The sequence below is a fragment of the Pseudomonas sp. GW822-FHT05A08 genome, from assembly GCF_058800485.1.
The window spans coordinates 6,684,662-6,708,980 of record NZ_CM179511.1 but is presented as its reverse complement, the minus strand read 5'-3'; the positions used below and the strand labels follow the sequence as shown (position 1 = coordinate 6,708,980).

The window sequence follows — 24,319 nt, the reverse complement described above, 5'->3', positions numbered from 1 at the left end:
TGCCAGACTACCGCCTGTTTTTAGTTGCCTGGCAACCGGTCGCTGAACACAAGGTTAAAAAGAATAATTGGAGCATGACGCATGAAGGCAATAGGTATGAAGAAAGCTGGCAAGACCCTCCTCGCCATGTCCCTGATGGGCGCGATGGCGGCAGTGGCCCAGGCAGACGACAAGGTGCTGCACGTTTACAACTGGTCCGACTACATCGCACCTGACACCATCGCGAACTTCGAGAAAGAGTCCGGGATCAAGGTGGTCTACGACGTTTTCGATAGCAACGAGACCCTGGAAGCCAAACTGCTGGCAGGCAAGTCCGGTTACGACGTGGTCGTGCCGTCGAACAACTTCCTGGCCAAGCAGATCAAGGCCGGTGTTTATCAGGAGCTGGACGTCTCCAAGTTGCCCAACTGGAAAAACCTGAACCAGGATCTGCTCAAGGCGGTTTCGGTCAGTGACCCGGGCAACAAGCACGCTTTCCCATACATGTGGGGTTCCATCGGCATCGGCTACAACCCGGAGAAGGTCAAGGCTGCGCTGGGCGTCGACAAGATCGATTCCTGGGACACCCTGCTCAAGCCCGAGAACATCGCCAAACTCAAGGGCTGCGGCGTGAGCTTCCTCGACTCGCCAACCGAAATGATCCCGGTCGCGCTGCATTACCTGGGCCTGCCGACCGACAGCCAGAAGAAAGACGACATCAAGAAAGCCGAAGAGCTGTTCCTCAAGATCCGTCCTTCGATCACCTACTTCCACTCCTCCAAGTACATCTCGGACCTGGCCAACGGCAACATCTGCGTAGCGGTCGGCTACTCGGGTGACGTGCAGCAGGCCAAGTCCCGTGCCGCCGAAGCCGGCGACAAGGTGAAAGTCAGCTACGCCATTCCGAAAGAAGGCGCCGGCAGCTTCTACGACATGGTCGCTATCCCCAAGGATGCGGAAAACGTCGAGGGCGCCTACAAGTTCATGACCTTCCTGCAGAAGCCTGAAGTCATGGCCGGCATCACCAACGCCGTGCGTTTCCCGAACGGTAACGCCGCCGCAACGGCACTGGTAGAAAAAGACATCACCAGCGATCCGGGCATCTACCCACCAGCAGACGTGCAGGCCAAGCTGTATGCGATCGCCGATCTGCCGGCCGCCACCCAGCGTGAGTTGACCCGCAGCTGGACCAAGATCAAATCTGGCAAATAAGCCGGTTTGAGGCAGCAACCGCTGGCTGTCGTCCCCGCGAGGGCGGTCAGCGGTGCAATTAAATGACAGAAAGTTTTGCTGGATCGGTTTATCGAAGGTAAGTTGCGCGCCGGTTTTGTTGCTGGGCAGCTCTTGGCTGTCATGTAGTGCGGGCAACTCAGGCCCAATTGTTGAGAGGACCTCCACTTGCCTATTTCTTTATTTCGCAAAGCCATGCTGGTGGGCGCCGGGCTGACGCTGGCCGTCAGCGCTTATGCCGCGCCGACCGTGCATATTTATAACTGGTCTGACTATATCGGTCAGAGCACATTGGCGGACTTCGAAAAGGCCACCGGCATCAAGCCGCTGTACGACGTGTTCGATTCCAACGAAACCCTGGAAGGCAAGTTGCTCGCCGGTCGTACCGGTTATGACGTGGTCGTGCCGTCCAACCACTTCCTGGGCAAGCAGATCAAGGCCGGGGCGTTCCAGAAGCTCGACAAGGCGCAGCTGCCCAACTATTCCAATCTCGATCCGGTGCTGCTCAAGCGCCTGGAGAAGAACGACCCGGGCAACCAGTACGCCGTGCCTTACCTGTGGGGCACCAACGGCATCGGCTACAACGTCGAGAAGGTCAAGGCCGCGCTGGGCGTGGACAAGATCGACTCCTGGGCCATGCTGTTCGAGCCGGAAAACATCAAGAAGCTGTCGAGCTGCGGCGTGGCCTTCCTCGACTCCGCCGATGAAATGCTCCCGGCGGTGCTCAACTACATGGGCCTGGACCCCAACAGCCAGAACCCCGACGACTACAAGAAGGCCGAAGCCAAGTTGCTGGCGGTGCGGCCTTACGTGACCTACTTCAACTCCTCGAAATACATCTCCGACCTGGCCAATGGCGAAATCTGCGTGGCCGCGGGCTTCTCCGGCGATGTGTTCCAGGCCAAGGCGCGCGCCGCCGAAGCCGGCAAGGGCATCGAAATCGCCTATGTGATTCCCAAGGAAGGCGGCAACCTCTGGTTCGACATGCTGGCCATTCCCAAGGACGCCGGTAACGTCAAGCAGGCCCATGCCTTCATCAATTACCTGCTCAAGCCTGAGGTGATCGCCCAGGTCAGCGATTCCGTCGGTTATGCCAACCCGAACCCCAAGGCGGGCGAGCTGATGGACCAGTCGGTCCGCAAGGACGAAGCCGTTTACCCGGCGCAGGAGATTGTCGACAAGCTGTACGTCAACTCAGAGTTGCCGCCCAAGATCCAACGACTCATGACCCGCAGCTGGACCAAGGTCAAGTCGGGCAAATAGCGTCAACCGCTCAAACTATCCAGAGTTCGCCCGCATGGGGCGAACTGCAAATTCTGTTGGGAGTTTCGTAAATGGCAGTTGCCTCCGGCGCCTACAAGAAAGCCCTCGAGGGCGACCAGACACCGAAGCAGGTGTTGGTCAAAATCGACCGGGTCACGAAGAAGTTCGACGAGACGATTGCCGTGGACGATGTGTCCCTGGAAATCAAGAAAGGCGAGATCTTCGCCCTGCTCGGCGGTTCTGGCTCGGGTAAGTCCACCCTGCTGCGGATGCTCGCGGGGTTCGAACGGCCCACGGAGGGGCGCATCTACCTGGACGGTGTGGACATCACTGACATGCCGCCCTACGAGCGGCCGATCAACATGATGTTCCAGTCCTATGCCTTGTTCCCGCACATGACCGTGGCGCAGAACATCGCTTTCGGCCTGCAGCAGGACAAGATTCCCAAGGCCGAGATCGATGCCCGCGTGGCCGAGATGCTCAAGCTGGTGCAGATGAGCCAGTACGCCAAGCGCAAGCCGCACCAGCTCTCCGGCGGCCAGCGCCAGCGCGTGGCCCTGGCCCGCTCCCTGGCCAAGCGGCCGAAGCTGCTGCTGCTTGATGAACCCATGGGCGCCCTGGATAAAAAGCTGCGCTCGCAGATGCAACTGGAACTGGTGGAGATCATCGAGCGGGTCGGCGTGACCTGCGTGATGGTGACTCACGACCAGGAAGAAGCCATGACCATGGCCGAGCGCATCGCGATCATGCACCTGGGCTGGATCGCCCAGATCGGCAGCCCGATCGACATCTACGAAACCCCGACCAGCCGCCTGGTCTGCGAGTTCATCGGCAACGTCAACATCTTCGAGGGCGAAGTGATCGACGACGCCGAAGGCCACGCGACCATCACCTGCAAGGACCTGGACCGCAACATCTACGTGGGCCACGGCATCAGCACCTCGGTGCAGGACAAGTCGGTGACCTACGCCATCCGCCCGGAAAAACTCCTGGTGACCCCGGACATGCCGACCTGCGAATACAACTGGTCGAGCGGCAAGGTGCATGACATCGCCTACCTGGGCGGCCACTCGGTGTTCTACGTCGAGCTGCCGAGCGGCAAGCTGGTGCAGTCGTTCGTGGCCAACGCCGAGCGTCGCGGCGCGCGTCCAACCTGGGGTGACCAGGTGTACGTCTGGTGGGAAGACGACAGCGGCGTGGTACTGCGCTCATGAACATGCGAAAGCTCAAGCGCCGCCTCAATCGAATAATTCCCGGTGGCCGTCAGATGGTCATCGGGGTTCCGTTCCTCTGGCTGTTCCTGTTCTTCATGCTGCCGTTCTTCATCGTCCTGAAGATCAGCTTCGCCGAAGCGGACGTGGCCATTCCGCCGTACACCGAGATCTACAGCTTCATCGACCAGAAGCTGCAGGTGCTGCTCAACCTGGGCAACTACGCGATGCTCGGCGACGATGAACTGTACATCGCCGCCTACCTCGGCTCGCTGAAGATGGCGTTCTTCAGCACCCTGCTGTGCCTGCTGATCGGCTACCCGATGGCCTATGCCATCGCCAGCGCCCGCAAAGAGCTGCAGACCGTGCTGGTGCTGCTGATCATGATGCCGACCTGGACCGCGATCCTGATCCGCGTCTATGCCTGGATGGGCATCCTCAGCAACAACGGCCTGCTCAACGGCTTCCTGATGAGCATGGGCTTGATCGACGAGCCGCTGCAGATCCTCAACACCAACCTGGCGGTGTACATCGGCGTGGTCTATTCGTACCTGCCGTTCATGATCCTGCCGCTCTACGCCAACCTGGTGAAGCACGATACCAGCCTGCTGGAAGCCGCCTCGGACCTGGGTTCGAGCACTTTCAACAGCTTCTGGAAGATCACCGTGCCGCTGTCGAAGAACGGCATCATCGCCGGCTGCATGCTGGTGTTCATCCCGGTGGTGGGCGAGTTCGTGATCCCGGAACTGCTCGGCGGTCCGGAAACCCTGATGATCGGTAAAGTGCTCTGGCAAGAGTTCTTCAACAACCGTGACTGGCCGGTGGCATCGGCCCTGGCAGTGGTGATGCTGGCGATCCTGATTGTGCCGATCATCCTCTTCAACCGCAGTCAGGCCAAAGAAATGGAGGGCAAGGAATGAAGCGCTTCAGTTTCTCGAACCTGATGCTGGTGGTGGGTCTGCTGTTCATCTACCTGCCGATGCTGATCCTGGTGATCTACTCGTTCAACGCCTCCAAGCTGGTGACGGTCTGGGGCGGCTGGTCGGTGAAGTGGTACGTCGGGCTGCTGGACAACTCGCAACTGATGGGCTCGGTGGTGCGCTCCCTGGAGATCGCCTGCTACACCGCGATCGCCGCGGTGGCCCTGGGTACCCTGGCGGCCTTCGTGCTGACCCGTATCACCCACTTCAAGGGCCGTACGCTGTTCGGCGGCCTGGTCACCGCGCCGCTGGTGATGCCGGAAGTGATCACCGGCCTGTCGCTGTTGCTGCTGTTCGTGGCCATGGCGCAGATGATCGGCTGGCCGCAGGAGCGCGGCATCGTCACCATCTGGATCGCCCACACCACGTTCTGCGCGGCCTATGTGGCGGTGGTGGTGTCGGCGCGTCTGCGTGAGCTGGACCTGTCCATCGAAGAGGCGGCCATGGACCTGGGCGCGCGGCCGTGGAAGGTGTTCTTCCTGATCACCATCCCGATGATCGCGCCATCGCTGGCGGCCGGCGGCATGATGTCCTTCGCCCTGTCCCTGGACGACCTGGTGCTGGCGAGCTTCGTCTCCGGCCCGGGCTCCACCACCTTGCCAATGGAAGTGTTCTCGGCGGTGCGCCTGGGGGTGAAACCGGAGATCAACGCCGTGGCCAGCCTGATCCTGCTGGCGGTGTCGCTGGTGACCTTCCTGGTCTGGTACTTCAGCCGCCAGGCCGAAGAGCGGCGCAAGCGCGCCATCCAGCAAGCCATCGAAGAGGCCGCGGCCGATTCCTGGAAGCAGCCGGACGTGCGCCGCGCACAGGCCCCGGAAGCGGCCTGATACGCGACAGTCGCAAGGCGTTGACCGCGACAAGACATCGCCCCTGTTCAGGGGCGATGTCGTTTTCGGGGGTGGCCGCTGCCGCAGGCTGCGATCGACCGGAACGGTCGCAGCGGTCTCAAGGTCGCCGAGGTCCTTCGGACCTATCGCAGCCTGCGGCAGCGGCTACAGCAGAAAACGCCTCGGCTCTTCAGCGAGTCGTATGCCGCCAGGGCGTGCAGTGAATAGACATAGGCCGTTCCGGCATTCAGTGAGATGGCGGTGGCCAGGGTGGCGGCAATCTCTTCACGGGTGGCCCCGGCCTTGAGTGCCGCGTCGACTGGATCGCCAGCCAAGCTGGCTGCTGCGGGTCAGGCGTCGTTCACCAGAGGGGTTACTGCGCCGTCCGCGCCGGCAACAGCTTCAGGGTGCTGTGGGTATTGGCCGTGACCTCTTCTTCGTTGAAGTGCGCCTGCTGGTACACCCCTTCGATATAGGCCTCGGCCTGATCCTGATAGTGCTTGTCGAACAGCACGCCGCTTTGCCCGACCGGGTTGACGCTCAGGCTGTGGGCCGGATCGGCGAAGTCGATCAGGCGCCGGGTGGACGGACCATAGGTCACTGGCCAGGGCGCGGGGCCGATCTTGGCCGATTGATTGTTCGGCACTTCGTGGGTGCCGGACGCGGCGAACGGGCCGACGTTGAACACCCGGTCCAGGGGCTTCTGCAGGCCCAGCGGATGACCGTGGGTCAGGGTATGCGCCTGGCCCCACAGCCACTTCGTCGAGTCGTCGCCAAAGGTCGCCTTGAGATGAGCGAGGCTGGCGCGCCAGGCGACCCTGACGGTGTCGGCGCGGCTTTCCTGGCTCAGGGTGTTGCGGTTGTCCCACCACGGCGAGTCGGCGGAGGCGGCCAGGCGTGGCAGCGCGGCGTCGATCACCCGGGTGGACAGCAGGGTGTCGAAGAAGGCGTCGCCCAGCTCGTCATGGAAAGCGGCATCGGTGAGGTTGAACAGGAACTGGTTGAACAGGGTGGCGCTGGTGGAGTCCAGCGGGTAGTCGCCTTTCCACTGCGCCAGTTGCTCCACCAGCTTGAGCTCCTGCGGGTCGCTCACTACTTCGCGCAGGACTGGCAGCAGCGGCGCCAGCAGGCGCGGGCCATAGGCGGTGGTGGTGCCCAGCTGGAGTTTCTGGCTGGCGTCGATATCCCATTTCACGCTCTTGTCGCTGAGCTGGCGGTCCAGTTGCTGGCCACGGTCGGCGAGGTTGTAGTAGCCGGGAATCTCCATGCCGGTGGGTGAGACCGGCTGGAAGTTGGCCGAAACGATATAGCCGCGCGCCGGGTTTTCTTCCTGGGGGTTGGCGCTGAATGGGTGGAAGCCCTCTTTGTCCGCCAGCGAAGTGCTGCCGTCGAGGATGAACGTGCCCTTGGCGCCGATCGGGCGTTTCGGCAACAGCGCCGCGGCCCACCAGCCGATGTCGCCCTTGGCATTGGCCCAGACGATGTTCAAGCCCGGCGCCTGGACCTTGGACGCGGCACTGCGGGCCTTGGCCAGGGTGTCGGCGCGGTTGAGCTGGTAGAAGCCGTCGAGGATCGGGTTCGGCGTCTCGAGGAAGGCCCACCACATGGCGATCGGCGTCTTGCCGGCATTGGCCCCGAGCACGTCGTTGACGATCGGTCCGTGGGGCGACTGGCGCAGGATCTGGGTGACCGGCGGCTGGCCCTTCACCGCGATCCGCTGCTCGCTGTTGACCAGGTCGACCCACTTGCCGCGGTACCAGACCTGGTTGGCGTTGTTCGGGTTGACCTTCTCGGCGATCAGGTCCAGATCGTCGTTCTGGAACATGGTCAGGCTCCAGCCGAAGTCCAGGTTGTGGCCGAGAAAGGCGAAGGGCACCAGCGCCTGGTGATGACCGTAGAGTTCGAAGCCCGGTGCCGACAGCTGGGCCTCGTACCACACCGACGGCACCGCGAAGCGGATGTGCGGGTCACCGGCCAGCAACGGCTTGCCGCTCTTGGTGCGGGTGCCGGACACCGCCCAGGCGTTGCTGCCCTCGAATTGCGGCAGGCCGGCGTCGGCCAGGGCCTGCTCGCTCAGCCGGGCGATGGCGCCCAGGTCCTGCCAGTCGCTGGCGGCCAGGCTTGGCGCCAGCGGGCCACGGCCCTTGGCCAGGGCGCCCTTGGGCTGCCAGTCGAGGTCGAAGACTTTCAGGTAGTCGCTGCCGAGCTGGTCGCGCACGTAGGTCAGCAGCGGCTCGGTGCGGAAGGCCGCGGCGAAGCTGTAGGCCATGTAGCCGGCGACGCTGATGCTGTCTTCGGCGGTGAAGGAACGCTTGGGAATCCCCAGGACATCAAATTCGATCGGTTGCGGATGGCTGTTCTGATACTGGTTGACCCCGTCCAGGTAGGCTTGCAGGCCCTTCCAGGCAGGGGACTGGCGATCCAGCCCGGCGACGTAGCTGTCGGCGCGCTCGCGGATGCGCAGGCTGCGGAACAGTTTGTCGGTGTCGAGCAGTTTGGGGCCGAGTATCTCGGCCAGCTCGCCGCGGGCCAGGCGCCGCATGACTTCCATCTGGAACAGCCGGTCCTGGGCGTGGACATAACCCAGCGCGCGGTACAGGTCGGTTTCGTTTTCCGCGCGGATATGCGGCACGCCGCGCTCGTCGTAGCGCACCGTGACCGAGCCCTGCAGGCGCTCCAGTTCGACCTGGCCCTGGCGCGACGGCTGCTTGCTGTACAGGTACCAGCCCCCTCCCGCGGCAAGGGCAAGGATCAGGACGACGAGTACGGTCAGGCTGCGTTTCATGGTGACTCCTTGTTCTTTCTGCGATTTGCCTGCCGTGGGCAAGGCAAACATTTAGCACAGGCCTTCTGTGCCGGGCATCCGTTGTCTGCGAAAAGTCAGGAATGCCTTAATCCGTCTGTTTCGGCCATGGACAATAACAGCCCACCGCCAAGGTGTGGGTGGCGCTGACCGCGCGGCCTTCGTGCAGGGCCTGGAGGATAGGTTCGATAAAGCTGTTGCTGGAATTGCAGGTCAGGCCTTCGCTGTAGGGGCCGAAATAGGCCAGGGTGCCATTGCGGTCCCAGATCGCCACGGCCGGGCTGGCGGGGATCTGCTCCGAGCCGGGCAAGCCGTCGAGGATTTTCAGACGGCTCAGGGTGGCGGGCAACTGGCCGTGGCTGCCGGCCTTCTGTACCGAGTAGAACTCCACGCCCTGCGGGCCGTAGTGTTCGATCAGCTCGGCCAGATGCTGCTGGTTGCCGACATTGCACGGGCAGGCCGGGTCCCAGAAATGCACCAGGCGGATGGCGCCTTTGCCGGCCAGCCCGGGCGGCAGTTGCAGCGGGTCGCCGGAAAACACCGCGGTGTGTTCGCTGAAGGTGCGCAGAAAACGTCCCTGGAACCAGTCGTAGGCGACCCACAGCACCCCGGCGCACAGGAGGGCGAGCAGGCTGGCAAGCAGGGTCGTGCGGTAGGGCAGACGCATACGGATCATTCCTCGAAGGTCGCGTAGCTTGCCATGCTTGCCCCGACAGATGAATATCGCAGGCCGATAAAGCCTGTTTCGCGTTCCGCGCCACCCTGGGAAACCCTTATGTCTGCGACCTTCGACCCCGACCTTCTGCGCGCCAGCCTGCGGCCCTTGGCCGAGGCGCAGCCGCTCTCGGCCCAGGCGCAGGCCTATCAGCGTTTCTATGGGCTGGATCTGCCGGTCAAGCGTGGGCTGGGGCGTTTCGCGGTCGGCGGTTTTGAGGTGGTCGGCCAGGTCTGGTGGCCCGAGCAGCCGGTGGCGACCTTGTTTCTGTTGCACGGTTTCTACGATCACATGGGCTTGTACCGGCATGTGATCGAGTGGGCGCTGGAGCGGCAGTGGGTGGTGATTGCCTGCGACCTGCCGGGTCATGGCCTGTCCAGCGGCGAGCGCGCCAGCATCGATGATTTCGCGGTGTACCAGGCGGTGCTGCAAGGCTTGTTCGACGAAGCCCGGTCCCTCGATCTGCCCCAGCCCTGGCACCTGTGCGGGCAAAGCACGGGCGGGGCGATCGTGATCGATCACTTGCTCAACCAGGGCGCGCAGAGCCCGGCCCAGGGCCAGGTGATCCTGCTCTCGCCGCTGGTGCGCCCGCGTGCCTGGGGCTGGTCGAAGCTCAGCTATTACATGCTCCGGCCTTTCGTCAAAGGCATCGCCCGGCGCTTCAGCGAGAACTCCACCGACCCCGATTTCCTGCCGTTCCTGCAGCGCGACCCGTTGCAACCCCTGCGCCTGCCGACCGCCTGGGTCGGCGCGTTGGCGCAGTGGATCAAGCGAATCGAACTGGCCCCGCGCAGTAGCCGGCAGCCGCTGATCGTTCAGGGGCAGGCGGACATGACAGTGGATTGGCAGCACAACCTGCAGGTGATCCGGCAGAAGTTCCAGCAGCCCCAGGTGCTGATGCTGCCCGAGGCGCGGCATCACCTGGCGAACGAGGCGGCGTGCATTCGCCAGGAATACTTCGCCTTCCTGAACCAGCATCTTTGAATGGATTTACGCGCCTGTAGCCGCTGCCGAAGGCTGCGACAGGTCCGCAGGACCTCAGTGGTCGCAAGATCGGCGCGACCGTACCGGTGATCGTCCGAACGCGGCCCGAGCCTGCGGCAGCGGCTACAAGGGGCGCCTAGGGCGCGAGGCTGGAAGTGCTCTGGCCGACGGCCAGCCCGGCGCGGATCGCGGCGAGGGCGGCTTGATAGTAGGCCTTGCCTTCGGCGGACTCGGCGAAGTTGGCGAACTCTTCCAGCTCAGGGTCGGACAGGTCGCGATAGACGTACAGCAGGGTGTTGTTCAGGTCATTGCCGATCTGCACCATCAGCCGCTGGCGCTGGCCGTTGAGCATGTTCTGCGCCTGGCCGGCCCCCAGCAGGCCGGGGATCATCTGGCTCAGGCTGTCGGCAGCCACGCCGGCGATGGCCAGGCTGACTTCCGCGCCGGCTTCACGGGCCGGCAGCGCCTGGGCCAGGTGGCCGATAATCAATTGACGGGTATCGCTGGCCTGCATCTTCGGCAGGCCCTGGGCATTCTTCGCCAGTTGGTCGCGGCGGGTCGCCAGCAGTTCGGCGGCAACGATCTTGCGCCCCAGCGGCGACTGGAAAAACGCCAGGGCCGGTTTCGGATCGGCGAGGTTCTGCCGCAGCTGCGCCTGGGCGCGGCGGTCCATGGCCTGCGGCGCGAAGCGCTGGTTGCTGTTATTGACCAGGGCCTGATAGACCGCTGGCGGCAGGCTATTCTGGTAACGCTGCTGGGCGGCGGTGAGGGCATCGTTGAAATGCGCGCGTTGTTCCGGCCAGCCGGCGACCTTGTACAACTGGTCGTGGCCGTCTGCCCAGGCGGGCAACACACAGAACATCAACAGTGAAAAAAGCAAACGGCGCATAAGGACTCCTGTCGGCAGCCCACTATTCTCCGGGGCGAGGCGATGGTTGTCGAGAATTCGTATCAGGTTCAGTACGCAAACTGTCCGATCGAACGACGAACAGAGGCAGCGCCAGGCTGCTTGGTCAGAATTATCTCGCGGATCTGTCGGATTCATCTGGGTGTGGATACTATGCGCGCCATGCAAATACCCTCTGATCACCCCCTGCTGTTACGCATTGTCGATGACCTGGCCACCCGTGGCTGGTCGCAGCAGAACATCTTCCTGCCAGAAGCCCTGACCCTGGAGCTGGCGGCCGAGTGCCGCAAGCGCGCGGCCGAAGGCGAGCTGGCGCCAGCGGCGGTTGGCCGTGGCCCGGCGCAGGAGATTCGCGAGGGGATCCGTGGCGATCATATCCAGTGGCTCGAGCCCGGCCAGGCCGACTGCTGCGATACCTACCTGGGCTTGATGGACAGCCTGCGCGAGGCGCTGAACCGCGGGCTGTTCCTCGGCCTGGAAGACTTCGAAAGCCATTTCGCGCTGTACCCGCCAGGGGCGTTCTACCTCAAGCACGTCGACCGTTTCCGCGACGATGACCGGCGCATGGTGTCGGCGGTGATCTACCTCAATCAGGACTGGCTGCCGGAGCAGGGCGGGCAACTGCGCATGTACTTCGATGGCGAGACCGAATACGACGTGGATCCCGCCGGCGGCCGGCTGGTGGTGTTCCTCTCCGGCGAGGTGCCCCACGAAGTCCTGCCCGCGACCCGGGAGCGCCTGTCCTTGACGGGCTGGTTCCGCCGGCGCGGCAACGAGCCGTTCTGATCATGCACAAGATCCTGGTCAGTCGCTGCCTGTTGGGCCACCGCGTGCGTTACGACGGTGGCGCCAGCGGGCCGTTCGATCAACTGGCGAACTGGCAGGCCGAAGGCCGGGTGGTCGCACTGTGTCCGGAAGTCGCCGGCGGCTTGCCGACGCCACGGGCGGCCGCGGAAATACCCGGCGGGCAGGGCGGTGAAGTGCTCGATGGCCTGGCGCGGGTCATCACCACCGAGGGCGAGGATGTCAGCGCCGAGTTCCTCAGCGGCGCCCGGCAGGCGCTGGAGCTGGTACGCGAGCATGGGATTCGCATCGCCGTGCTCAAGGCCAACAGCCCGTCCTGCGGCAACCTGCTGACCTATGACGGCAGCTTCAGCGGGGTCAAGGTCAGCGGCGAGGGCGTCACCGCCGCCTTGCTCAAGCGCGCCGGGGTGCAAGTGTTCAGCGAGCTGGAACTGGCCGAGGCCGCCGCAGCCCTGGCGGCGCTCTAACGCTTCTGTAGCCGCTGCCGCAGGCTGCGATCGGCCGGTACGGCCGTGGCGAACGTGATATCGCTGAGGTCCTGCGGACCTTTCGCAGCCTGCGGCAGCGACTACAACATCAAGGCTTGGGCGGCTTGCTCGCATCCATGCCGAACCATTTCTCCGACAACGCCATCAGCCGGCCATCGGCCTTGATGCGTTGCAGCGCGCCATCGAGGCTCGCCTGGAACGCCGGGTTACCTTTCTGAAACGGGATCGCCAGGCTCAGGGTCGGCCCGACCTTGGCGCCTTCCTTCACCGGCAAGCGGCTGTCGCGAATGGCGTAGGGGATCAGCAGGCGGTCGCTGATGGCCGCGTCGAGCTGCTTGTCGGCCACATCCTTGATGGGTTGCTGGGCGTTCGGGTAGCTGCGCAGGTCGATGCCTTCAACGGTGCGTGCCTGCTCGGCGAACTGGCTGCCCTGGGCCACGCCGAGGGCTTGGCCCTGGAGCGCTTGCAGGCTGCCCAGCGTGCGCTCTTCTTCCTTGCGTACGATCAATTGTGCGCTGGAATAACTGTAAGGCTCGCTGAAGTCGAAACGATCCTTGAGTTCCGGGGTCATTGCTACGTGATTGATGGCGATGTCGTAGCGGCCGCTTTCGACGCCAGGTAGCAGGTCGGCAGCGTCGGCGACCACGAAGTCCGCCCGCACATCCAGTTCCCGGGCGAGCAGTTGGCCCAGCTCGACTTCGAAACCGGTGAGTTTGCCGTCGTCCTTGAAGTTGAAGGGCGGGGTATTGGCCTCCAGCGCGATACGCAGTTCCCCGCGATCGTTCACATCGTCGATCAGTTCGGCTTGAGCGTAAGTGCTCACAAGAGGTAGCAAAAGTATCAGGCCAGGCAGGAAACGCATGGTCACTCCTTGAATTTATATGTGCGATGCGCTGTTCAGGCTCGCTTTGCTATGGTGTTGATTGCCCTTCGACAACGATATGCCACGAAGTTGTCATAACCGTACCGATTTTGCGGAAAAACTGGAGAATAGAATGAAAATCTTTATATCTCGTGCTGCGTTGACCGGCCTGCTGCTGGGGGCCTCGATGCTGGCTTCTGCGGATATGCCTCGCACCAAGGCGCCGGAAGGTGCTTCTGTATTTATCGTCACCCCGGTCAATGGCGATACCGTGGCCAAGACCTTCAAGGTCAAGTTCGGCGTCAGCGACATTTCCCTGGCTCCCGCCGGCGACCAGACTCCGCACACCGGGCACCACCACCTGCTGGTCGACGTCGACAAGCTGCCAGCCGAAAACATGCCGATCCCGGCCGACGCCCAGCATATCCACTTCGGCAAGGCCCAGACCGAAACCGAGCTGACCCTGGCCCCGGGCAAGCACACCCTGCAGCTGGAGCTGGGCGACAAGAACCACGTGCCGTTCGACCCGCCAATCGTTTCGGAAAAGATCACCATCACCGTCAAGTAAGCGCGGACGGTAAAAACTGCCTGTAAACGAAACTGCCTGTAAACAAAAAGGGAGGCCCCAGGGCCTCCCTTTTTATTGCCAGCGAGTGCTTAGAACAGCACGCGGCTGCGGATGGTGCCGTTGACGTGTTGCAGCTTCTCTTGCGCCAGCTCCGAGTATTCGGCGTCGACGTCGATCACCACGTAGCCCACCTTCTCGTTGGTCTGCAGGAACTGACCGGAGATGTTGATGCCGTTTTCGGCGAAGACCTTGTTGATCTCGCTCATCACACCCGGGATGTTCTCGTGGATGTGCAGCAGACGGTGCTTGCCAGGGTGAGCCGGCAGGGCCACTTCCGGGAAGTTCACGGACGATACCGAAGTACCGTTGTCGCTGTACTTGACCAGCTTCTCCGCTACTTCCAGGCCGATGTTGGCCTGGGCTTCGGCGGTCGAGCCGCCGATGTGCGGGGTCAGGATCACGTTGTCCAGGCCGCGCAGCGGGCTTTCGAACTCTTCGTCGTTGGAGCGTGGCTCCACCGGGAACACGTCGATGGCGGCGCCGATCAGGTGCTTGTCCTTGATCGCTGCGGCCAGGTGGTCCAGTTCGACCACGGTGCCGCGGGCGGCGTTGATCAGGATGCCGCCTTTCTTGATGGCGCGGATTTCCTTCTCGCCGATCATCCACTGGGTGGCAGCGGTTTCCGGAACGTGCAGGGTGACGATGTCGGACATGCCTAGCAGCTCGTGCAGGTTGCCGACCTGGGTGGCGTTACCCAGTGGCAGCTTGGTCACGGTGTCGTAGAAGAACACCTGCATGCCCAGGCCTTCGGCCAGGACCGACAGTTGGGTGCCGATCGAGCCGTAGCCGACGATGCCCAGTTTCTTGCCACGGATCTCGAAGGAGTTGGCCGCGCTCTTGATCCAGCCGCCACGGTGGCAGGAGGCGTTCTTCTCTGGGATACCGCGCAGCAGCAGGATCGCTTCGGCCAGCACCAGTTCGGCTACGGAACGGGTGTTGGAGTACGGTGCGTTGAACACCGCGATACCGCGCTCGCGAGCCGCGTCGAGGTCGACCTGGTTGGTGCCGATGCAGAAGCAGCCAACAGCGACGAGCTTCTTCGCGTGATCGAAGATTTCTTCAGTCAGTTGGGTGCGGGAGCGAATGCCGATGAAGTGCGCATCGGCGATCTTTTCCTTCAGCTGGGCTTCCGGCAGAGAACCGGTGAGGTACTCGATACTGGTGTAGCCCGCGGCCTTGAGGACGTCGACAGCCGATTGGTGGACGCCTTCGAGAAGAAGGAACTTGATCTTGCTCTTATCGAGAGAAGTCTTGCTCATCTGCGTAAACCTGTGTCCCGGAGAAAAATGGCAGGAAATGGTCAACAGATGCTGACCCGGACGGCAGGAAAGCCGTCGCCGCAGAACGCCCTTCGGCACTATTCTGCGGGGGGTCGTATGCTAGCATACGGACCCCGCGAAACACTCGTTCCTGCGACGTGAAGCGTTCTCAGGATGACCATGAATTGTTCGAGAGTTCTGTCGATGACCAATCCTGCGCTGATTGCTGAGCTGAAGACCCTGGTCGAGGCTGGCAAGGTCCTGACCGATGCCGACTCCCTGAATGCTTACGGCAAGGATTGGACCAAACACTTCGCCCCGGCGCCGAGCGCCATCGTCTTTCCCAAGAGCATCGAGCAGGTCCAGGCCATCGTGCGTTGGGCCAACCGGCACCAGGTCGCGCTGGTGCCGTCCGGCGGCCGTACCGGCCTGTCGGCTGCCGCCGTGGCGGCCAATGGCGAAGTGGTGGTGTCTTTCGACTACATGAACCAGATCCTCGACCTGAACCTGACCGACCGCACCGCGGTCTGCCAGCCGGGCGTGGTGACCGAGCAGTTGCAGAACCGCGCCGAAGAAAGCGGCCTGTATTACCCGGTGGACTTCGCTTCCGCCGGTTCCAGCCAGATTGGCGGCAATATCGCCACCAACGCCGGCGGGATCAAGGTGATTCGCTACGGCATGACCCGCAACTGGGTGGCCGGCCTGAAAGTGGTCACCGGCAAGGGCGACCTGCTGGAGCTGAACAAGGACCTGGTCAAGAACGCCACCGGCTATGACCTGCGCCAACTGTTCATCGGCGCCGAGGGCACCCTGGGCTTCGTGGTCGAGGCCACCATGCGCCTGGAGCGCGCGCCGAACAACCTTACGGCGATGGTGCTCGGTACGCCGGATTTCGACTCGATCATGCCGGTGCTGCATGCCTTCCAGGGCAAGCTCGACCTGACCGCCTTCGAATTTTTCTCCGACAAGGCCCTGGCCAAGATCCTCGGCCGCGGCGACGTCCCGGCGCCGTTCGAGACCGACTGCCCGTTCTATGTGTTGCTGGAGTTCGAAGCCAGCAACGAGGACGTGGCCAACGACGCCCTGGCCACCTTCGAGCATTGCGTGGAGCAGGGCTGGGTGCTGGACGGCGTGATGAGCCAGAGCGAGCAGCAACTGCAGAACCTGTGGAAATTGCGCGAGTACATCTCCGAGACCATCTCGCACTGGACCCCGTACAAGAACGACATTTCGGTCACGGTATCGAAGGTGCCGGCTTTCCTGAAGGATATTGACGCGATCGTCGCGAAAAACTACCCGGACTTCGAAGTGGTCTGGTATGGCCACATCGGCGACGGCAACCTGCACCTGAACATCCTCAAGCCGGACGACCTGAGCAAGGACGAGTTCTTCGCCAAGTGCGCCACCGTCAACAAGTGGGTGTTCGAGACTGTCGAGAAGTACAACGGCTCGATTTCCGCCGAGCACGGGGTGGGCATGACCAAGCGCGATTACCTGACCTACAGCCGTTCGCCGGTGGAAATCGACTACATGAAGGCGGTCAAGGCGGTGTTCGACCCGAACGGCATCATGAACCCGGGCAAGATTTTCGCTGTTTGACCTAAGGGTCACTCAAGCAGCGGTACCTGATGAACCAAACGAGCAGGAGTCGGTAATGAGCTATCAGCACCAGTATGTCGATGGTACCCGTATTCATTTCCCGGTCGGCAAGATCGTGTGCATCGGGCGCAACTATGCCGAGCACGCCAAGGAACTGGACAATCCGGTGCCGAGCGAGCCGCTGCTGTTTATCAAGCCGGGCAGTTGCGTGGTGCCGCTGGAAGGCGGTTTTGCCATCCCCACCGAGCGTGGCTCCGTGCATTACGAGGCGGAAATCGCGGTATTGATCGGCAAGCCACTGTCGACCCAGCCCAGCCGCGAAGAAGTGCTGGATGCCATCTCCGGTTTCGCCCCGGCCCTGGACCTGACCCTGCGCGACAAGCAGGCCGAGCTCAAGGCCAAGGGCCTGCCGTGGGAAATCTCCAAGTGCTTCGACGGCGCCTGCGTGCTGGCGCCCTTTGTGGTCGGCAGTACGTTCCCGGACCTGACCGACATCAATATTCGCCTGACCATCAACGGCGAGGTCCGTCAGGACGGCAACAGCAGCATCATGCTCAACCCGATCGTACCGATGATCCAGTACATGGCCGGCTGCTTCTCCCTGCAGGCGGGCGACGTGATCCTGACCGGTACGCCGGTGGGCGTCGCTCCGCTGAACGTGGGCGACGAGCTGGTGCTGGAGCTGCCGGGCGTCAGCCGCTTCGAAAGTCGCGTTAGCTGATCCAGCGGTTTTCGACGCGAGGCTCGCCTGCAATGGGCGGGCCTCTTCAGCGAAAGTGCCGGCGCCTGGGGCATTTCCGACCTTTTGCCGTTTTTTTCACATCCGTTCTGGATAATTTTCCGATTACAGACGTCTGAGTCTGCCCCGATGTGCTATTACCCATAGCTGGTTTTCTGGAACGCGCTCCCATGTCCGTGCCTCACACCCCCGAGCTTCAAACTGTTCGCCGCCGCGGATTGTTCGCCATGCGCTGGTATTCCTGGCTGTTGCTGGCGGGCATCGTGAGCTATGGCATCGCGATCGCCATGCACTGGGACGACCGTGGCCTGCTCTGGGTGCTGGAGCGTTTCGAAACCCCGGCCGAGCGCCAGGAAAGTGTCTGGCTGCCGGATTACCGCGCGGTCATCGACGCCAAGGTACTGCCGGGCATGGAGAAGGACGAGGCCTCCGACCTGGCCTACAACCCGCAGACCAAGACCCTGTTTGCGGTGATGGGCAAGAACCCGTTCCTGGTCGAACTGAACCTGCAGGGCGATGTGCTGCGCAAGATGCCGCTGGTGGGCTGGAGCAACCCGGAAGGGGTGACGGTCATGGGGAACGGCCTGCTGGGGATTGTCGACGAGCGCGATCACCTGCTGACCATCGTCAAGGTGGATGCCAATACCCGCGAGCTGAATATTTCCGACTTCCCGAAATACGACCTGGGGCCTTCGCAGGACCAGAACAAGGCGTTCGAAGCCGTGGCCTGGGATGCGCGCAAGCAGCAGTTGCTGCTGGGCGAGGAGCGTCCGCCGGCGCTGTTCACCTGGAACAGCGACGGCAGCCAGACCCTCAAGGGTGACAAGCAGAAACTGGAAAGCGATGAGCTGGACCTGCGCAACCTGTCCGCCCTGAGCATCGACCCACGCACCGGTCATACCCTGGTGCTGTCCGCCGATTCGCACATGTTGCTGGAACTGGACGAAACCGGCGAGCAAGTCAGCTTCATGACCTTGCTGGGCGGTTTCAATGGCCTCAAAGACACCATTCCGCGGGCCGAGGGCGTGGCCATGGATGAGCAGGGCAACCTGTACATGGTCAGCGAACCCAATCTGTTCTATCGCTTTGAGAAGCACTGATTCAGAGGTTTCTGGCGGCAAAAGGCCATAATCCGGCATACGCCCGCTGCGATTAAGTTTAAATTCATCCGGCTGTGATATTTCATCCGCCTGATTTGTATTTGAGCTTGCCAGCATGCGTCGACTCGCCTATCCCAAACCGCTGTTCCTCCTCCTGTGTTTTATCGTGCTGGTGCTGCTGGGCATTGCCGGGCAGCACCACCGCTACTTCGAGCGCCTGTGGTTCAACTGGCGGGTCATGTCGCAGCCGGCCAACACCGACGCCATTGGCCTTGATGGCTATCGGGTGACTCTCGAAGCACAAAAGATCGAAGGCCTGGATGACGTCTCGGCGCTGACCTACGATCCGGTGCGCAAAAGCCTGTTCACCGTGACCAACAAGAATGCCGAGCTGATCGAGCTGTCGCTCGACGGGCGCACCCTGCGGCGCATTGCCCTGACCGGGTTTGGCGACCCGGAAGCGGTCGAGTTCATCAGCGCCGACACCTATGTGATCACCGACGAGCGCCAGCAGCGGCTGATCAAGATCCATCTGGAGGAGGACACGGTGTTCCTCGACGCGGCGGACGCCGAGCAGATGACCCTGGGTGTGCACATGAGCGGCAACAAGGGCTTCGAGGGCCTGGCCTACGATTCGGTGGGCAAGCGCCTGTTCGTCGCCAAGGAACGCGACCCGATGCTGATCTACGAGGTCAAGGGGTTCCCGCATTACGACCCGGAGAAGTCCTACGCGGTGCATGTGGTCAACAACCCCAAGCGCGATGCCGGGTTGTTCGTGCGTGACCTGTCCAGCCTGCAATACGACGAGCGCACCGGGCATCTGCTGGCGCTGTCGGATGAGTCGTGGCTGGTGCTGGAACTGGACGTGGATGGTCGGCCCCTGAGCACCATGTCGCTGCGCAAGGGCCGGCAAGGCTTGCAGGCCACGGTGCCGCAGGCCGAAGGCATTGCCATGGACGACGACGGTACCCTGTACCTGGTCAGTGAGCCGAACCTGTTCTACGTCTTCAAGAAGCCCGCCCCGTAACCCCGTAGCCCTGTAGCCGCTGCCGAGCCCGCGAGGCTGCGCCCGGGCGCGCAGCGGCCGTAAAACCAGGCGACCTTTCTATTCAGGCAATTCGCATACCCCCGAACCTGCGAGGACTGCGTCGCAATGCCGCCCACCTCGTACGCGGCCTCGCAGGCTCGCCAGCGGCTACACAAGTGCGTTCAAAACTGCCACTGCACGCCGAGGGAGTAGCCGGTCTGGCTGCCCTCGGCGTGGCCGATCCGGCCGTTGACCTCGGCGTACAGCCCCAGCTGCGGGGTGATCGCCAGCTGGCTGCCGAGTTGGGCGCGGCCGAAGCTCTTGTCCACGCCGCCCAGGCGAGCCACGCGCACTTGACCATCGGCGCGGCTGGTCAGGTCCAGGTCGTCCAGGCGGCCATCCGCCAACTCCTTGACCCAGGCCAGGTCGCCATAAGGCAGCAGGTTCATGCCGTAAGGCAGGGCCATGGCGCCGCGAATGCGCCAGCCGAGGCTGGCTTCCAGCGAATCGAATGACTGCTCCTCATAACTCAGCGCTGTGCGCAGGTCCTGCTTCTCGTGGAAGCGGTCGATGCGGTAGTGGGTGTAATCCAGGCCGGCGAAGGGGCCGCTCTTGATCGCACCGAAGTCCAGGTCGTAACCGCCGAGCACGCGGGCGCCCAGGGTCAGGGCGTCGGTATCGCCCGTCAGTTTCTGGTTCAGCAGCACCGGGCCGTCGTTGGCCTGGATCACCAGGTTGCGCTTGGATTCGAAGCGGGTGCGACCGACGCTCAGGTCGCCGGCCAGCCATTGCGGGCCGCCATCATTGAGCAAGGCGTAGACCGCCGCCTGCCAGGTATCGCTGTCGAGCTTGCCGCGGTGCTCGAGTTTGTCGCGACCGTTCTGGTAGCTGAGGCTGGCGCCGACATTCAGGCTCGAATTGAGCTGGTAGTCGCCCAAGGCATGCACCCCCAGCCGACGCGCCTCGGGATTGGGCGCGCTGTCGAAGCCGCTGTCGGGGCTGTATTCGCCGTCGATGCCGATCTCGCCATCGAAACTGCCGACTTCCCGGCCCATCGCCTGCAAGGTCAGCCAGCGCCGGTCGTGCAGCCGGACCATGGCCTGATGCTGGCGTTGCAGATGATCCTGCTGGTTGTGCGCCACAGCGCCGCCGGAAGCGGTGGAGGCCAGCAGGTCGGCGTTGGTCAGCTCCAGGACCAGGCGGCTGAGCAGGCGCGAGTAATCGCGCAGGCGCTGGTCGATGCGTTCCTGGCCGAAGGCGTTGGTCAGCACCGCCTTATTGTCCTCGGCGGGATCGTGCCAGGTGGAGCCGCCGGGGATGGCCGGGTTGGTGGTCTGGGTGTAGCCGTCCAGGTCGCCGATTTCCCAGTTGGTGGCCTCGATGTAGAGAATCGGGATGTTCAGCCCTTCGAAGGCTTCGCCGTCGCTGCAGCAGCCGGTGCCCGCGGGGTATGCCGGGTCGAGGCCGGGGTTGGTGAACAGATTGATCTGCAGTTCCCTGGCGATCTGCAGGGTATGTTCGCGCAACGAGGCCAGGGCCGGGTTGGCGCTGCTGTTCTGTCCGGCGTGGGCATACATCATGTCGCCAGTGATCAGGCTGTCGAGGTTGATCATGGCCAGCATGTTGGCGCGCTGGCTGGCGCTGAGGGAATCGACGAACGCCCTGGAGCCGCGCAGGCCTTCCTCCTCGGCGCCGAAGCCGACCACCTGCAAGCCGTTTTCCAGCGGCAGCCCGCCGAGGTTGCGGGCGATTTCGGTCAGCACGCTGGCGCCGGAGCCGTTGTCGTCCAGGCCTTGCAGGGTCGGGCGGCCGAAATAGGTATCGAAGTGTGCGCCGACCACCACGTATTGCGGCTTGGTCCCGGCGGCGTAGGCCACCACGTTTTGCGAGCTGCGGCTGTTGCCGCCGGCGGTCCAGGAAAAGTCCTGGCGGCTGATGCCGTAGGCGCTGCCCATCTGGCTCTGCATCCAGTCGGCGGCACCGGCGAAGTTGGCGGTGCCACGGTAGCGGCCGGGGTAGTCGTTGATCAGTTTGTCGAGGGTGGTGGCGGCGTGTTCGCCGTATTCATAGGCGAAGGCCTGGGTGGACAGCAGAACGCTGGCGAGACTGACGGCAAGCGTGAGGGGCTTGAGCACGGTGATCTTCCTTGAGGGATGAAAAAACGGGGGCAGTTGCACAATGCGCGCCTCATTCCTTGGGCGACCTTGTATTGGCGCATTGCTTAAACCGAACGTCGCCTGGCGTTAATTTGTAACGGATTTGATACCGGAAGTCGTGGGCCGCACTGAGACCTGGTGCGCGAATCCGGATATTTCTGCGGCTAAATGCAGCGAAAAGTAGCAGTAGTGGCGAGGTTGGTGCGGGAGGGCAGGGCGGGGCTGGATGGGAGAGCTTTCGCCCCCGCCATTGCGGCAGGGGCGAAATCGGCGGCATCAGGCGGTGAGGGTCTTCACGCCGTCGCTGGTGCCCAGCAGCAGCACGTCGGCCGGGCGGGCGGCGAACAGGCCGTTGGTGACCACGCCGACAATCGCGTTGATCTGCGCTTCCAGCTCCACCGGATTGGTGATCTGCATGTTGTGCACGTCAAGAATGATGTTGCCGTTGTCGGTGATCACGCCTTCGCGGTAGACCGGGTCGCCACCGAGCTTCACCAGCTCGCGGGCCACGTGGCTGCGGGCCATGGGGATCACTTCCACTGGCAGGGGGAAGGCGCCCAGCACCGGCACCAGCTTGCTGGCGTCGGCGATGCAGATAAAGGTCTTGGCTACCGCCGCGACGATTTTCTCGCGGGTCAGGGCCGCGCCGCCGCCCTTGATCAGGTTCAGGTGTTCGTCGCTTTCGTCGGCGCCGTCGATGTAGAACTCCAGATCGCTGACGGTGTTCAGTTCGTACACCGGGATGCCGTGGCCCTTGAGGCGCGCCGCGGTGGCTTCGGAGCTGGCGACCGCGCCGTCGAAGGCGGCCTTGTGCTGGGCCAGGGCGTCGATGAAGCAGTTGGCGGTGGAGCCGGTGCCGACCCCGACGATGCTCTTGTCATCGAGTTTCGGCAGGATGAGGTCGACGGCAGCCTGGGCCACGGCCTGTTTGAGTTGATCCTGGGTCATGCGGGCTCCGGAAGCGGGCAAGGGGGGAACGGAAAGGCCGGCATTATAGGCCGGTGTCCTGAGCAGGTCATTGCCCGTTTGGCGAACCGCTTTTTGTAGCCGCTGCCGAAGGCTGCGATCGACCGTCAGGTCGTGACAGACGAGAGTGGCCGGAGGACCTGCAGACCTATCGCAGCCACCGGCAGGGGCTAGGGGGCTTTTAAAACCTCTGGATTCGTGTGGTCGCCCGGGTAAACGCTGGGTTAGACTCGCTGGCCCTGCCCAACCCGCTCAGTGATGCTTTCCGATGCTCGAACAGTACGTCAAAAAGATCCTCACCTCGCGCGTTTACGACGTTGCCGTAGAAACCCCGTTGCAGACTGCCCGCCAGCTCTCCGAGCGGCTGGGCAATCAGATCTGGCTCAAGCGCGAAGACTTGCAGCCGGTGTTCTCGTTCAAGATTCGCGGCGCCTACAACAAGCTGACCCAGCTCAGCGATGCCGAGCGCGCCCGTGGCGTGGTCACCGCCTCGGCCGGCAACCATGCCCAGGGCCTGGCCCTGGCGGCCAAGGTGCTGGGGGTGAAGGCGACCATCGTGATGCCCAAGACCACCCCGGAGATCAAGGTTGAAGGCGTGCGTTCGCGCGGCGGCAAAGTGGTGCTGCACGGTGATACTTTCCCGGAAGCCCTGGCCTACTCGCTGAAGCTGGTGGACGAAAAAGGCTACGTCTATATCCACCCGTACGACGATCCACACACCATTGCCGGGCAGGGCACCGTGGCGATGGAAATTTTGCGCCAGCATCCGGGGCGCCTGGACGCGATCTTCGTGCCGGTCGGCGGTGGCGGCCTGATTGCCGGAATCGCGGCCTACGTCAAATACCTGCGGCCGGAAATCAAGATCATCGGCGTCGAGCCGGACGACTCCAACTGCCTGCAAGCGGCCATGGCCGCCGGCGAACGCGTGGTACTGCCGACTGTGGGCATCTTCGCCGACGGTGTCGCGGTGGCGCAGATCGGCCAGCACACCTTCGATATCTGCAAGGACTACGTGGATGAAGTGATCACCGTCAGCACCGACGAGATCTGCGCGGCGATCAAGGACATCTACGACGACACCCGCTCCATCACCGAGCCGGCTGGCGCCCTGGGCGTGGCCGGGATCAAGAAATACGTCGAGCAGCGTGGCGTCAGCGGGCAGACCCTGGTGGCCATCGATTCCGGCGCCAACGTCAACTTCGACCGCCTGCGCCATGTCGCCGAGCGCGCCGAGCTGGGCGAGGGCCGCGAAGCCATCATCGCCGTGACCATTCCGGAGAAGCCGGGCAGCTTCAAGGCCTTCTGCGAAGCGATCGGCAAGCGCCAGATCACCGAATTCAACTACCGCTACAACACCGGCAGCGAAGCGCACATCTTCGTGGGCGTGCAGACCCACCCGGAAAACGATCCACGCAGCGCGCTGATCGCCAGCCTGTCCGAACAGGGCTTCCCGGTGACCGACCTGACCGACAACGAACTGGCCAAGCTGCATATCCGTCACATGGTCGGTGGCCATGCCGCGCGGGTCAGCGATGAAGTGGTGTTGCGCTTCGAGTTCCCGGAACGCCCGGGCGCGCTGTTCAACTTCCTCAACAAGCTCGGCGGGCGCTGGAACATCTCGATGTTCCACTACCGCAACCATGGCGCGGCCGATGGCCGGGTGGTCGCCGGCCTGCAAGTACCGGCGAGCGAACGCCATCTGGTACCGGCGGCGCTGGCGCAGATCGGTTACCCGTACTGGGACGAGAGTGATAACCCGGCGTATCAGCTGTTCCTCGGCTGAACGGCTACG

The 24,319-nt window shown here is 63.1% G+C and carries 21 protein-coding genes and 1 pseudogene; 14 read left to right on the top strand and 8 right to left on the bottom strand.

Annotated elements, in window-relative coordinates:
- The first annotated feature begins 96 nt into the window (after nucleotides 1-96).
- The 5 genes from AC3RCP_RS30410 (at nucleotide 97) to AC3RCP_RS30390 (ending at nucleotide 5,490) form a co-directional block, all read left to right on the top strand.
- Complete coding sequence (locus AC3RCP_RS30410; RefSeq protein ID WP_492570691.1) at nucleotides 97-1,191, top strand: polyamine ABC transporter substrate-binding protein; 1,095 nt, start codon at nucleotides 97-99, stop codon at nucleotides 1,189-1,191.
- Between the two features lie 186 nt (nucleotides 1,192-1,377).
- Nucleotides 1,378-2,472, top strand: coding sequence for a polyamine ABC transporter substrate-binding protein (locus AC3RCP_RS30405; protein WP_009051375.1), 1,095 nt, complete (start codon nucleotides 1,378-1,380; stop codon nucleotides 2,470-2,472).
- Nucleotides 2,473-2,543: 71 nt separating this feature from the next.
- The gene (locus tag AC3RCP_RS30400) at nucleotides 2,544-3,686 is read left to right on the top strand and encodes an ABC transporter ATP-binding protein (protein WP_007928322.1); all 1,143 of its coding nucleotides are present in this window, start codon (nucleotides 2,544-2,546) and stop codon (nucleotides 3,684-3,686) included.
- A 35-nt stretch (nucleotides 3,687-3,721) separates the two neighbouring features.
- Complete coding sequence (locus AC3RCP_RS30395) at nucleotides 3,722-4,603, top strand: ABC transporter permease subunit (RefSeq protein WP_169916015.1); 882 nt, start codon at nucleotides 3,722-3,724, stop codon at nucleotides 4,601-4,603.
- Entirely contained in the window at nucleotides 4,600-5,490 is an 891-nt protein-coding gene (locus tag AC3RCP_RS30390) for an ABC transporter permease subunit (RefSeq protein ID WP_023967929.1), read from the top strand. Before AC3RCP_RS30395 ends, AC3RCP_RS30390 begins: the two co-directional genes overlap by 4 nt.
- 143 nt (nucleotides 5,491-5,633) lie before the next feature.
- On the opposite strand, the pseudogene AC3RCP_RS30385 reads toward AC3RCP_RS30390, so the two are convergent.
- From AC3RCP_RS30385 to AC3RCP_RS30375, 3 genes and pseudogenes are all read right to left on the bottom strand, one after another.
- A pseudogene (locus AC3RCP_RS30385) lies at nucleotides 5,634-5,819 on the bottom strand (hypothetical protein); the annotation flags it as partial.
- A 44-nt stretch (nucleotides 5,820-5,863) separates the two neighbouring features.
- Nucleotides 5,864-8,275, bottom strand: a complete 2,412-nt coding sequence (locus tag AC3RCP_RS30380) for a penicillin acylase family protein (RefSeq protein WP_492570605.1) — start codon at nucleotides 8,273-8,275, stop codon at nucleotides 5,864-5,866.
- 106 nt (nucleotides 8,276-8,381) lie between these two features.
- On the bottom strand, nucleotides 8,382-8,960 hold the full coding sequence (locus tag AC3RCP_RS30375; RefSeq protein ID WP_053263031.1) for a DUF6436 domain-containing protein: 579 nt from the start codon (nucleotides 8,958-8,960) through the stop codon (nucleotides 8,382-8,384).
- Between the two features lie 108 nt (nucleotides 8,961-9,068).
- On the opposite strand from AC3RCP_RS30375, the gene bipL reads away from it, so the two are divergent.
- The gene (gene bipL / locus AC3RCP_RS30370) at nucleotides 9,069-9,992 is read left to right on the top strand and encodes a phospholipase BipL (RefSeq protein ID WP_492570606.1); all 924 of its coding nucleotides are present in this window, start codon (nucleotides 9,069-9,071) and stop codon (nucleotides 9,990-9,992) included.
- Between the two features lie 136 nt (nucleotides 9,993-10,128).
- On the opposite strand, the gene AC3RCP_RS30365 is transcribed toward bipL, so the two are convergent.
- Nucleotides 10,129-10,881, bottom strand: a complete 753-nt coding sequence (locus AC3RCP_RS30365) for a DUF2059 domain-containing protein (protein WP_053263029.1) — start codon at nucleotides 10,879-10,881, stop codon at nucleotides 10,129-10,131.
- Between the two features lie 171 nt (nucleotides 10,882-11,052).
- On the opposite strand from AC3RCP_RS30365, the gene AC3RCP_RS30360 reads away from it, so the two are divergent.
- Both AC3RCP_RS30360 and AC3RCP_RS30355 read left to right on the top strand, forming a co-directional pair.
- Nucleotides 11,053-11,685 (top strand): 2OG-Fe(II) oxygenase, encoded by a 633-nt coding sequence (locus tag AC3RCP_RS30360; protein WP_037034054.1) that lies wholly within the window; start codon nucleotides 11,053-11,055, stop codon nucleotides 11,683-11,685.
- Between the two features lie 2 nt (nucleotides 11,686-11,687).
- On the top strand, nucleotides 11,688-12,170 hold the full coding sequence (locus tag AC3RCP_RS30355) for a 2-thiouracil desulfurase family protein (protein WP_277589802.1): 483 nt from the start codon (nucleotides 11,688-11,690) through the stop codon (nucleotides 12,168-12,170).
- A 109-nt stretch (nucleotides 12,171-12,279) separates the two neighbouring features.
- Here the strand turns inward: AC3RCP_RS30355 and AC3RCP_RS30350 are convergent, their stop codons facing one another.
- Nucleotides 12,280-13,053 (bottom strand): transporter substrate-binding domain-containing protein, encoded by a 774-nt coding sequence (locus tag AC3RCP_RS30350; protein ID WP_007932862.1) that lies wholly within the window; start codon nucleotides 13,051-13,053, stop codon nucleotides 12,280-12,282.
- 133 nt (nucleotides 13,054-13,186) lie between these two features.
- On the opposite strand from AC3RCP_RS30350, the gene AC3RCP_RS30345 reads away from it, so the two are divergent.
- The gene (locus AC3RCP_RS30345; RefSeq protein WP_492570607.1) at nucleotides 13,187-13,621 is read left to right on the top strand and encodes a DUF4399 domain-containing protein; all 435 of its coding nucleotides are present in this window, start codon (nucleotides 13,187-13,189) and stop codon (nucleotides 13,619-13,621) included.
- Between the two features lie 89 nt (nucleotides 13,622-13,710).
- Here AC3RCP_RS30345 and serA read toward each other — a convergent pair whose 3' ends face one another.
- Nucleotides 13,711-14,940 (bottom strand): phosphoglycerate dehydrogenase, encoded by a 1,230-nt coding sequence (gene serA / locus AC3RCP_RS30340; protein ID WP_007932850.1) that lies wholly within the window; start codon nucleotides 14,938-14,940, stop codon nucleotides 13,711-13,713.
- A gap of 204 nt (nucleotides 14,941-15,144) precedes the next feature.
- On the opposite strand from serA, the gene AC3RCP_RS30335 reads away from it, so the two are divergent.
- From AC3RCP_RS30335 to AC3RCP_RS30320, 4 genes are all read left to right on the top strand, one after another.
- Nucleotides 15,145-16,539, top strand: coding sequence for an FAD-binding oxidoreductase (locus tag AC3RCP_RS30335; protein ID WP_492570608.1), 1,395 nt, complete (start codon nucleotides 15,145-15,147; stop codon nucleotides 16,537-16,539).
- Between the two features lie 55 nt (nucleotides 16,540-16,594).
- Nucleotides 16,595-17,260 (top strand): fumarylacetoacetate hydrolase family protein, encoded by a 666-nt coding sequence (locus AC3RCP_RS30330; protein ID WP_492570609.1) that lies wholly within the window; start codon nucleotides 16,595-16,597, stop codon nucleotides 17,258-17,260.
- Nucleotides 17,261-17,448: 188 nt separating this feature from the next.
- The gene (locus AC3RCP_RS30325; protein WP_101336218.1) at nucleotides 17,449-18,378 is read left to right on the top strand and encodes an SdiA-regulated domain-containing protein; all 930 of its coding nucleotides are present in this window, start codon (nucleotides 17,449-17,451) and stop codon (nucleotides 18,376-18,378) included.
- A 115-nt stretch (nucleotides 18,379-18,493) separates the two neighbouring features.
- Nucleotides 18,494-19,405 (top strand): SdiA-regulated domain-containing protein, encoded by a 912-nt coding sequence (locus tag AC3RCP_RS30320; RefSeq protein ID WP_492570610.1) that lies wholly within the window; start codon nucleotides 18,494-18,496, stop codon nucleotides 19,403-19,405.
- Between the two features lie 182 nt (nucleotides 19,406-19,587).
- Here AC3RCP_RS30320 and AC3RCP_RS30315 read toward each other — a convergent pair whose 3' ends face one another.
- Nucleotides 19,588-21,540: an autotransporter domain-containing protein gene (locus tag AC3RCP_RS30315; RefSeq protein WP_492570611.1), complete on the bottom strand. Its 1,953-nt coding sequence runs from the start codon at nucleotides 21,538-21,540 to the stop codon at nucleotides 19,588-19,590.
- A gap of 297 nt (nucleotides 21,541-21,837) precedes the next feature.
- Nucleotides 21,838-22,509, bottom strand: a complete 672-nt coding sequence (rpiA, locus tag AC3RCP_RS30310) for a ribose-5-phosphate isomerase RpiA (RefSeq protein ID WP_087092479.1) — start codon at nucleotides 22,507-22,509, stop codon at nucleotides 21,838-21,840.
- Nucleotides 22,510-22,795: 286 nt separating this feature from the next.
- Here rpiA and ilvA point away from each other — a divergent pair, with 286 nt between their 5' ends.
- Entirely contained in the window at nucleotides 22,796-24,310 is a 1,515-nt protein-coding gene (gene ilvA / locus AC3RCP_RS30305) for a threonine ammonia-lyase, biosynthetic (RefSeq protein ID WP_101336215.1), read from the top strand.
- The last annotated feature ends 9 nt before the right edge of the window (nucleotides 24,311-24,319 follow it).